Here is a 9708-nt window from a genome sequence, read left to right as displayed (position 1 = left end):
GTTTGCCGTTTCCCGCTACTTCTTCTTCGCGCCGCGCTTCTCGCGCACTCGCACCGAGATGTGGATCGGCGTGCCCTCGAAGCCGAACTCCTCGCGCAGGCGGCGCTCGATGAAGCGCCGGTAGCCCGCCTCGATGAAGCCGGAGGCGAACAGCACGAACCGCGGCGGCTTGGTGCCCGCCTGGGTGCCGAACAGGATGCGCGGCTGCTTGCCGCCCCGGACCGGGTGCGGGTGGGCGGCGACCAGCTCGCCGAGGAAGGCGTTCAGCCGACCCGTCGGGACCCGGGTCTCCCAGCCCGCCAGGGCCGTCTCGATCGCCGGGACCAGCTTCTCCATGTGCCGCCCGGTACGGGCCGAGACATTGACCCGCGGGGCCCACGCCACCTGGCCGAGCTCGGTCTCGATCTCCCGCTCCAGGTAGTAGCGGCGCTCGTCGTCGAGGGTGTCCCACTTGTTGAAGGCCAGGACGATCGCGCGGCCCGCCTCCACGGCCATGGTGACGATCCGCTGGTCCTGCACCGAGATCGACTCGGCCGCGTCGATGAGGATGACGGCGACCTCCGCCTTCTCGACGGCCGCGGCGGTGCGCAGCGAGGCGTAGTAGTCGGCGCCCTGCTGGAGGTGGACGCGCTTGCGGATGCCCGCCGTGTCGACGAACTTCCAGGTGACTCCCCCGAGTTCGATCAGCTCGTCGACCGGGTCACGGGTGGTGCCCGCCAGCTCGTTGACGACGACGCGCTCCTCGTTCGCCACCTTGTTCAGCAGCGAGGACTTGCCGACGTTCGGGCGGCCGATCAGGGCGATGCGGCGCGGCCCGCCGATACCGCCCGGGCCGAACGCCTCGCGCGGCGCCTCGGGCAGCGCCTCCAGCACCTGGTCCAGCATGTCGCCGGTGCCCCGGCCGTGCAGCGCCGAGACCGGGTGCGGCTCCCCCAGGCCCAGCGACCACAGGTACGCCGCGTCGGCCTCGCCGCTCGGGCCGTCCACCTTGTTGGCGCACAGCACGACCGGCTTGCCGGCCTTGCGCAGCAGTCGTACGACGGCCTCGTCGGTGTCGGTGGCGCCGACCTTGGCGTCGACGACGAAGACGACCGCGTCGGCGGCCTCGATGGCGTACTCGGCCTGGGCGGCCACGGAGGCGTCGATGCCGAGGACGTCCTGCTCCCAGCCGCCGGTGTCGACGACCTTGAAGCGGCGGCCCGCCCACTCGGCCTCGTAGGTCACACGGTCGCGGGTGACGCCCGGCTTGTCCTCGACGACGGCCTCGCGGCGTCCGATGATGCGGTTCACGAGAGTCGACTTGCCGACATTGGGCCGGCCGACCACGGCGAGCACGGGCAGCGGGCCGTGCCCGGCCTCCTCGATCGCGCCCTCGACGTCCTCGGGGTCGAAGCCCTCCTCCGCGGCGAGCTCCATGAACTCCGCGAACTCGGCGTCGCCGAGCGCCCCGTGGTCGTGCTCGTGCGCGCCCTCGGAGGCGGCCGAGCCGTCGGGCTGGATGTGGTCGTTCATGAAGTCCGTACCTCGTCGTTCATCTTGGTGGTCGGTGGAGTACCCGCTGTCTGCCGGGCTGATCCACTACTCAGTGTTGCCTAGCGCCTGGTGAGGCGCCTGGCGTTTTCCAGGTGGGCGGCGAGCTGCTTCTGGATGCGGCCGGTGGCCTCGTCCAGCGCCTTGCGTGTACGGCGCCCGCTGCCGTCGCCCGCGTCGAAGGGTTCGCCGAAGACGACGTCGACGCGCGAGCGCAGCGGAGGCAGCTCCTTTATCAACCGTCCGCGCTTCTCGGTGCTTCCCAGCACGGCGACCGGCACGATCGGGGCACCACTGCGCACCGCGAAGTACGCCAGCCCGGCGCGCAGCGAGGCGAAGTCGCCCTCGCCCCGGGTGCCCTCGGGGAAGATGCCGAGCACGCCGCCGCTCTCCAGGATGCCGAGCGCCTGGGTGATCGCCGTCCGGTCGGTGGTGTCGCGGTCCACCTTCACCTGCCCGATGCCGAGCAGGAAGGGGTCCAGCGGCCCGATGAACGCCTCCTTCTTGATCAGGAAGTGCGTCGGCCGGGGCGCCACGCCCATGACCATCGGGCCGTCGATGTTGTGGGAGTGGTTGACCGCGAGGATTACCGGGCCGTTCGTCGGCACCCGCCAGGCGCCGAGTACGCGCGGCTTCCAGAAGCCGTACATCAGGCCGACGCCGATGCGCCGCCCGACCTCGGCGCCCCGTACCGAAGGCAGCTCGGTCACTTCCCGGCCCGCTTCTCCTCGACGAGGGTGACGACACACTCGATGACCTGGGCCAGCGTGAGCTCGGTGGTGTCCACCTCGACCGCGTCGCCCGCCTTGGCGAGCGGCGAGGTCTTGCGGCTGGAGTCGGCCGCGTCCCGCTTGATCAGGGCCTCGCGGGTGGAGTGGACGTCGGAGCCCTTCAGCTCGCCGCTGCGGCGGGCGGCACGCGCCTCCGGGGAGGCGGTGAGGAAGATCTTCAGGTCGGCGTCGGGCAGCACGGTGGTGCCGATGTCGCGGCCCTCGACCACGATGCCCTTCTCCGCGGAGGCCGCGATCGTGCGCTGCAGCTCCGTGATCCGGGCCCGCACTTCGGAGACCGCGCTGACCGCGCTGACCTTGGAGGTGACCTCCTGGGTGCGGATCGGGCCGGCCACGTCGACGCCGTCGACGGTGATGGTCGGGCCCAGCGGGTCGGTGCCGGAGACGATCTCCGGCTTGCCGGCCGCGGCGGCGATCTCGGCGGGGTCGTCGATGTCGATGCCGTTGCTCACCATCCACCAGGTGATCGCCCGGTACTGGGCGCCGGTGTCCAGGTAGCTCAGCCCGAGCTGCGCCGCCACAGCCTTGGAGGTGCTCGACTTGCCCGTGCCGGAGGGGCCGTCGATGGCGACAATCACGGGCGTGGGGCTTTCCACAGTGGGGACCTTCCTGGACCGGGCTGGCGGGGGTGAGGGCGCGACTGCCCCGCACAAGGTTACTGGGTGCGGGTCACTCGTCCGGCCGCGCGTCGGCCGGCCCTGTTCCAGGATGCCCTACTGCCGAATGGCCCAGCCCCGCTCGCGCAGTGCGGCGCTCAGCACGGGTGCCGCCTTCGGTTCGACCATCAGCTGCACCAGGCCGGCCTGCTGCCCCGTCGCGTGCTCGATCCGTACGTCCTCGATGTTGACGCCGGCCATGCCCGCGTCCGCGAAGATCCGGGCCAGCTGTCCCGGCTGGTCGTCGATGAGCACCACCACGACCTCGTAGACCCGCGGGGCGGACCCGTGCTTGCCGGGGACGCGGATCTGCCCCGCGTTGCCGCGCCGCAGGACGTCCTCGATGCCGGTGCTGCCCTCGCGGCGCTTGTGGTCGTCGGTGGACTGCAGGGCGCGCAGGGCCCGCACGGTCTCCTCCAGGTCGCCGGCGACGTCCGTGAGCAGGTCGGCGACCGGCCCGGGGTTGGCGGAGAGGATGTCGATCCACATCCGGGGGTCGGAGGCGGCGATCCGCGTCACGTCCCGGATGCCCTGCCCGCACAGCCGTACGGCGGCCTCTTCGGCGTTCTCCAGACGCGCGGCGACCAGGCTGGAGACCAGGTGGGGCATGTGGGAGACGAGGGCGACGGCACGGTCGTGGGCGTCGGCGTCCATCACCACCGGCACGGCACGGCAGTGCGAGACCAGTTCCAGGGCGAGGTTCAGCACCTCGGTGTCGGTGTCCCGGGTCGGGGTCAGCACCCAAGGGCGGCCCTCGAAGAGGTCGCCGGTCGCGGCCAGCGGGCCGGACTTCTCCCGGCCCGACATGGGGTGTGTGCCGATGTAGGCGTTCAGGTCGAGGCCGCGTGCCTCCAGCTCGCGGCGGGGCCCGCCCTTGACGCTGGCGACGTCCAGGTAGCCGCGCGCCGCACCGCGGAGCATGGCGTCGGCGAGCACGTCGGCCACGTGTGCGGGCGGGGCGGCGACGATCGCGAGGTCGACGGGCCCGTCCGGTGCCTCGTCCGTGCCGGCGCCGAGGGCGGCCGCCGTGCGGGCCTGCTCCGGGTTCGGGTCGGCGAGGTGGACGGTGACGCCCCGCTGGGACAGGGCCAGGCCGGCGGACGTGCCGATGAGGCCGGTGCCGATGACGAGTGCGGTTCTCACTGGGCGATGTCCTTGCGCAGGGCGGCCGCGGCGCCGAGGTAGACGTGGGCGATACCGGCCCGGGGCCGGTCGGACTCGATGTGCGCGAGGACCCGGACGACGCGCGGCATGGCGCCCTCGATGTCGAGTTCCTGGGCGCAGATCAGCGGTACGTCCACGATGCCGAGCTTGCGGGCGGCGGCCGCCGGGAAATCGCTGTGCAGGTCGGGCGTGGCCGTGAACCAGATGCTGATCAGGTCGTCGGCCGCGAGTTCGTTGCGCTCCAGGATCGCCGTGAGCAGGGCTCCGACCTGCTCGTCCATGTGCCCGGCCTCGTCCCTCTCGAGTTGGACGGCCCCCCGGACCGCTCGTACCGCCACGGCGCTGCTCCTTGCTGACGTGGGTGTCGCTCTACGTCCGTCCAGCCTAGTCAGCCCGCGCGAACCGGATACGCGGCGCCCGCCCGATGAGACACCGGAATTACTATTCCTTGGGTATTTTCAGTGCCAAGATTCAGAAAAGTCCCTTTTCTCCCTTATTGGTACTTCCGGAGTGACGACATGACGTACGACACCACTCGCCGGACGGTTCTCCTCGCCACGGGCGCGACAGGAGCGGTGGCACTGGTCGCGGCCTGCGGAGGGGGCGGCGGCGACAACGGCTCCACGTCGACGGTCTCCCCCACCGACAAGGAGACGACGGGCGCCCCCGCCGGCCAGGAGCTGGCCTCCACCGACGAGATCCCGGTCGGCGGCGGCAAGATCTTCAAGGACGAGGAGGTCGTGGTGACCCAGCCGGAGCAGGGTCAGTTCAAGGCCTTCTCGGCCATCTGCACCCATCAGCGCTGCCTGGTGTCGACGGTCTCCGACGGCACGATCAACTGTCCCTGCCACGGCAGCAAGTTCCGCATCGCCGACGGCGCGGTGGCCCATGGCCCGGCGACCCGCGCCCTGCCCGCGGAGCAGATCACCGTGGAGGGAAACTCGGTCCGCCTCACCTGACCCTCACGCGTCCCAGAGCGCCCCGAGCGTGAGCAGGTCGCTCCGGTGCTCGACGCGGTCGGCCCACTCGGTCGGCCAGGCCTCCGCGCCCAGATACGCGCCGGCGAAGGCGCCCGCCAGGCACGCGATCGAGTCCGAGTCGCCGGCGGTGCAGGCGGCGCGCCGCAGGGCCGTCACCGGTTCGTCGGCGAAGAGCAGGAAACACAGCAGCCCGGTCGCCAGAGCCTCCTCGGCGATCCAGCCCTCCCCTGTGGCCAGGCACGGGTCGTCCTCGGGCGAGACGGTGCGCACGGCGTGCCCAAGACGGTCGAGGATTTCCAGGCACTCGTCCCAGCCGCGCGCGATGAACTGCTCGGGGCTCGGGTCCTGGGCCCGGCGCCACAGATCGCCGAGCCAGCGCTCGTGGTAGTGGCTGCGGTTCTCCAGGGCGTACGAACGGAGCAGGCCGATCAGCCCGGCCGGCTCGGCGCCCTGTGCGAGCAGCCGTACGGCGTGTGCGGTGAGGTCGGACGCGGCGAGCGCGGTGGGATGCCCGTGGGTGAGGGCGGACTGCAACTGGGCGGCTCCCGCGCGCTGTTCGTCGCTCAGACCCACGATCAGCCCCAGGGGGGCGACGCGCATGTTGGCGCCACAGCCCTTGGAGTGGATCTGGCTGGCGTCCTGCCAGGGCCGGTCATCGCGCTCCAGCAGGGCACAGGCCCGCAGACAGGTGTTGCCGGGGGCACGGTTGTTCTCCGGGGAACGGTTCCAGGCGATGAACTCCCGCCGCACCGACTCGGCCATCCCGTCGGGCCCGAGCACACCACGGTCCATCGCCGTCCGTATGCCCCACCCGAGCGCCAGCGTCATCTGCGTGTCGTCGCTGACGATCGCCGGCGTCGGCAGCTCCAGCTGCCGCCAGGGGCCGAATCTGTCGAGGATGGCCGGCACGCCGCTGAACTCGGTCGGATACCCCAGCGCGTCCCCCAGGGCCAGGCCGGTGAGCGCCCCGGTGGCGGCTTGCTTGTGGACGAGGAGGGTCATGCGGGGTGTCCTTCCGGCCGGTCACGAACAGTTCCCCGCGCCCTTGAGGGCACGGGGAACACAAAAGCACGGGGAGATCGGCGCTGTGCCTAGAGATCGACTTCCTGCATCAGCATCCCCACCTCCGTGTTGGACAACCGCCGCAGCCAGCCCGACTTCTGGTCGCCCAGGGTGATCGGCCCGAAGGCGACCCGGACCAGCTTGTCGACCGGGAAGCCGGCCTCCGCGAGCATCCGGCGCACGATGTGCTTGCGGCCCTCGTGGAGGGTGACCTCGACGAGGTAGTTCTTGCCGGTCTGCTGGACGACCCGGAAGTGGTCCGCGCGCGCGTAGCCGTCCTCCAGCTGGATGCCGTCCTTGAGCTGCTTGCCCAGATCGCGCGGGATGGGGCCGACGATGTGCGCGAGGTAGGTCTTCTTCACGCCGTACTTCGGGTGGGTCAGCCGGTGGGCCAGCTCGCCGTGGTTGGTGAGCAGGATGACGCCCTCGGTCTCGGTGTCGAGCCGGCCGACGTGGAAGAGCCGGGTCTCGCGGTTGGTGACGTAGTCACCGAGGCACTGCCGGCCCTCCGGGTCCTCCATCGTCGACACGACACCGGCGGGCTTGTTCAGCGAGAAGAACTGGTAGCTCTGCGTGGCGACGGTCAGCCCGTCGACCTTGATCTCGTCCTTCTCCGGGTCGACCCGCCGCCCCTGCTCCAGGACGATCTCGCCGTTGATCTCGACCCGGGCCTCCTCGATCAGCTCCTCGCAGGCGCGCCGGGAGCCGAAGCCCGCGCGCGCGAGGACCTTCTGGAGCCGCTCGCCCTCCTGCTCGGCGCCCGGGAAGGTCTTGGGCAGCTTGACGTCCTTCTTGCCGGCGTACCGGTCGCGGTTGCGCTCCTCGATCTGCGCCTCGTACTCGCGGGGGCGCGCCGGGGCCGTACGCCCACGCTGCTGGGGCTGCTTGGGACCGCCCTTGGCGCCGCCGCGCGCGGCACCGCCACGCCCGGCCTTGGGGCCGTCCTTCGTCGCCCCGGGGCCCACGTCGTAGCGCCGCTCCTCCGGGCGCGGCTTCTTCGGACGGCCGCTGCCCTGCTTGTCGTCGCGGTTGTTGCCGGCGCCGCGGAAGTTGCCGCGACCACCACCACTTCCGCCGCGGCCGCCGCTGTTGCCACCACGGCTCCCGCCGTTGTTTCCGCTGCTGTTCCTGCCGCTGCTGCTTCGCATCAAATTTCCGTCTGGTCGTCTTCGTCGTCGGTACCCGGGGTGACCGGGCGGCCCGGCACGTCGTCATCAGGCGCGTCCGGGTCGAACGACGGTACGCCCTCCTGGGTCTCGGCCTCGATCGCCTCCGCCTCGGGGAGGAAGGGCGCGAGCTCCGGGAGCTCGTCCAGACCGCGCAGGCCCATCCGCTCCAGGAAGTAGTTCGTCGTCCTGTACAGGATCGCACCTGTTTCGGGTTCCGTGCCCGCCTCCTCGACCAGGCCCCGTTGCAGGAGGGTGCGCATGACGCCGTCGCAGTTGACTCCGCGCACGGCCGAGACCCGGCTGCGGCTGACCGGCTGCCGGTACGCGACGACGGCCAGGGTCTCCAGGGCGGCCTGGGTGAGACGGGCCTGCTGGCCGTCCAGCACGAACCGCTCGACGGCGGGCGCGTACTCGGCGCGGGTGTAGAAGCGCCAGCCGTTCGCGACGAACCGCAGTTCGAAACCGCGCCCCTGGACGGTGTACTCGTCGGCCAGCTCGCGCAGCGCGTCCGTGATCTGGCGGCGCGGCCGGTCGAGGATCTTCGCGAGGTGTTCCTCGGTCGCGGGCTCGTCCACGACCATCAGGACGGCCTCCAGAGCGGGCTTGAGGTCGAGGTCGGCGACGGTACGCAGCCCGGCCGGGAGCTCGCTGATTTCTTCGCTCACGCCTGTTTCTCCTCCTTCGGCGGCTCGGGCGGCCGGTCGAACTCGTCGGTGACGGTCGGTGTCTCGTCCCCGTCCCCGCCGGTCCACCGCACGAGCAGCTCGCCCAGCGCGGCCTCCTGCTCCAGCTCCACCGCCTTCTCGCGGTACAGCTCCAGCAGTGCGAGGAAGCGGGCCACGACGGTGAGTGTGTCGTCGGTGTCCTCGATGAGCGCCCGGAAGCTGACCTCGCCGAGCTCCCTGAGCCGGGCCACGACGATCTGGGCCTGCTCCTGCACGCTGACCAGCGGGGCGTGGATGTGGTCGACATAGACCTGCGGCCGGGGCTTGGGCTGCATCGCCTTCACGGCGAGCTTGGCGAACCCTTCCGCCCCGATGCTGATGACGACCTCGGGCAGCAGCTCGGCGTGCTGCGGTTCGAGCCCGACGGTCCGGGGATAGCGCCGGGCCTCGTCGTCGAGCCGTCCGTTGAAGATGTCCGCGATCCGCTTGTACGCGCGGTACTGGAGCAGCCGGGCGAAGAGCAGGTCCCGGGCTTCGAGCAGCGCCAGGTCGCCCTCGTCCTCCACCTCGGCGGCGGGCAGCAGCCGGGCCGCCTTCAGATCGAGCAACGTGGCCGCGACGACGAGGAACTCGGTCGTCTCGTCCAGATCCCAGTCCGGCCCCAGCGCCCGGATGTATGCCATGAACTCGTCGGTGACCTTCGACAGCGCGACCTCGGTGACGTCCAGCTTGTGCCGGGAGATCAACTGCAGCAGCAGATCGAAGGGCCCTTCGAAGTTGGCGAGCCGAACCTTGAAGACCCCGTCACCAGCGTCACCCGGGCTCTCAGGCCTTGCATCCGGCGTTAGGGGCGCCACCGGCTCGACGGGCGCCACTGGCTCAACAGGCACCACCGGCTCGACGGACGGCATCGGCTCCACAGCCTCCGCCGACTCGACGGCCCACTTCGGCTCTACGGCCTCCATCGGCTCAACGGGCCTCGGCTCCTCAGCCTCCACCGGCCCAACGGCCTCCACCCGCCCGGGCACCGGCCCTGGCCCCAAGACCTCCGCCACTGTCGGCTCAGCCGGTGCCGGGGACTCGGGCGGTGCAGCCTCGGGCCACGCCATCTCCGGAGGCGGCTCCGGCTCGACCGGCTCAGCTCCCGGCAGGGGCCCGGCGCCCGGCCCCCGTCCCAACGCGCGCCGACGGCCGTTCGGGCCGTCGGCGGGTGGAGGGGAAGCGTTCGAGGTCATAGCCCCCGCAGGCTACCGTTACCGCCCGCGCAGACGTCGTACGAGGATGCTGGCGTCCCCGCGGGTCTCCAGGTCGGCGAGGACCACGGCGACCGCCTCGCGGACGATGCGGCCCCGGTCGACGGCCAGGCCGTGCTCGCCGCGGAGCACGAGACGGGCGTGCTCCAGGTCCATGAGCTCCTCGGCGGACACGTACACGGTGATCTTCTCGTCGTGCCGCTCACGGCCGCTGGGGCGGCGCGCGGCCGCCCGTCCGCGCTTGCGGGACGCCGCGCCCGCGGACGCGGCGGCAGAACCTTCCTGCGCCGCCTGGCGCCGCCCGGAGCCGGAGCGCTCCGCGGCCGCGGAGCGGCTGCGGGACTCCCCGGCATCGGCCGGCTCCGCGTCCGTCGCCACGTGCTCGGCACCCTCGCCGTCGCCGCCCTGTGCGGGCACCGACTGCGGCGCGTCCTCCGC

The 9708-nt window shown here is 71.7% G+C and carries 11 protein-coding genes; 1 reads left to right on the top strand and 10 read right to left on the bottom strand.

Going from position 1 to position 9708, the window contains the following annotated elements; genetic code table 11:
• Nucleotides 1-15 precede the first annotated feature (15 nt).
• From der to aroH, 5 genes are all read right to left on the bottom strand, one after another.
• Nucleotides 16-1512, bottom strand: coding sequence for a ribosome biogenesis GTPase Der (der, locus tag ACWIF2_RS38955; protein WP_454366229.1), 1497 nt, complete (start codon nt 1510-1512; stop codon nt 16-18).
• 80 nt (nt 1513-1592) lie between these two features.
• The gene (locus ACWIF2_RS38950) at nt 1593-2240 is read right to left on the bottom strand and encodes a lysophospholipid acyltransferase family protein (protein ID WP_454366227.1); all 648 of its coding nucleotides are present in this window, start codon (nt 2238-2240) and stop codon (nt 1593-1595) included.
• Nucleotides 2237-2899 (bottom strand): (d)CMP kinase, encoded by a 663-nt coding sequence (gene cmk / locus ACWIF2_RS38945; RefSeq protein ID WP_454366226.1) that lies wholly within the window; start codon nt 2897-2899, stop codon nt 2237-2239. The genes ACWIF2_RS38950 and cmk overlap by 4 nt, the downstream gene beginning before the upstream one ends.
• 135 nt (nt 2900-3034) lie before the next feature.
• A complete protein-coding gene (locus tag ACWIF2_RS38940) occupies nt 3035-4120 on the bottom strand; it encodes a prephenate dehydrogenase (protein WP_454366224.1) in 1086 nt (361 codons plus the stop codon).
• Nucleotides 4117-4479, bottom strand: a complete 363-nt coding sequence (gene aroH / locus ACWIF2_RS38935) for a chorismate mutase (RefSeq protein WP_189731135.1) — start codon at nt 4477-4479, stop codon at nt 4117-4119. Before aroH ends, ACWIF2_RS38940 begins: the two co-directional genes overlap by 4 nt.
• Nucleotides 4480-4659: 180 nt before the next feature.
• Between aroH and ACWIF2_RS38930 the strand changes: the two genes are divergently transcribed.
• On the top strand, nt 4660-5100 hold the full coding sequence (locus ACWIF2_RS38930) for a Rieske (2Fe-2S) protein (protein WP_454366222.1): 441 nt from the start codon (nt 4660-4662) through the stop codon (nt 5098-5100).
• A gap of 3 nt (nt 5101-5103) precedes the next feature.
• On the opposite strand, the gene ACWIF2_RS38925 is transcribed toward ACWIF2_RS38930, so the two are convergent.
• From ACWIF2_RS38925 to ACWIF2_RS38905, 5 genes are all read right to left on the bottom strand, one after another.
• Nucleotides 5104-6123 (bottom strand): ADP-ribosylglycohydrolase family protein, encoded by a 1020-nt coding sequence (locus ACWIF2_RS38925; RefSeq protein ID WP_454366220.1) that lies wholly within the window; start codon nt 6121-6123, stop codon nt 5104-5106.
• Nucleotides 6124-6212: 89 nt separating this feature from the next.
• Nucleotides 6213-7331 carry a pseudouridine synthase gene (locus ACWIF2_RS38920; RefSeq protein WP_454366218.1) on the bottom strand — a complete coding sequence of 373 codons (1119 nt, stop codon included), beginning with the start codon at nt 7329-7331 and terminating at the stop codon, nt 6213-6215.
• Nucleotides 7331-8017, bottom strand: coding sequence for an SMC-Scp complex subunit ScpB (scpB, locus tag ACWIF2_RS38915; protein WP_454366216.1), 687 nt, complete (start codon nt 8015-8017; stop codon nt 7331-7333). Before scpB ends, ACWIF2_RS38920 begins: the two co-directional genes overlap by 1 nt.
• Nucleotides 8014-9252 carry a segregation and condensation protein A gene (locus ACWIF2_RS38910; protein ID WP_454366214.1) on the bottom strand — a complete coding sequence of 413 codons (1239 nt, stop codon included), beginning with the start codon at nt 9250-9252 and terminating at the stop codon, nt 8014-8016. Before ACWIF2_RS38910 ends, scpB begins: the two co-directional genes overlap by 4 nt.
• Nucleotides 9253-9270: 18 nt before the next feature.
• Nucleotides 9271-9708: hypothetical protein (locus tag ACWIF2_RS38905; protein WP_454366212.1), on the bottom strand; the 438-nt coding region annotated here is incomplete at its 5' end.

Source organism: Streptomyces sp. NPDC055506 (genome assembly GCF_053643595.1).
The sequence above is the reverse complement of the archived record's forward strand: the minus strand, read 5'-3'. Positions and strand labels throughout refer to the sequence as shown.

Excerpts from the sequence above, each read along its gene's own strand:
- ACWIF2_RS38930 (WP_454366222.1), top strand. The coding sequence starts at position 4,660 with ATGACGTACGACACCACTCGCCGGACGGTTCTCCTCGCCACGGGCGCG.
- ACWIF2_RS38920 (WP_454366218.1), bottom strand. The coding sequence starts at position 7,331 with ATGCGAAGCAGCAGCGGCAGGAACAGCAGCGGAAACAACGGCGGGAGC.
- der (WP_454366229.1), bottom strand. The coding sequence starts at position 1,512 with ATGAACGACCACATCCAGCCCGACGGCTCGGCCGCCTCCGAGGGCGCG.
- ACWIF2_RS38925 (WP_454366220.1), bottom strand. The coding sequence starts at position 6,123 with ATGACCCTCCTCGTCCACAAGCAAGCCGCCACCGGGGCGCTCACCGGC.
- ACWIF2_RS38910 (WP_454366214.1), bottom strand. The coding sequence starts at position 9,252 with ATGACCTCGAACGCTTCCCCTCCACCCGCCGACGGCCCGAACGGCCGT.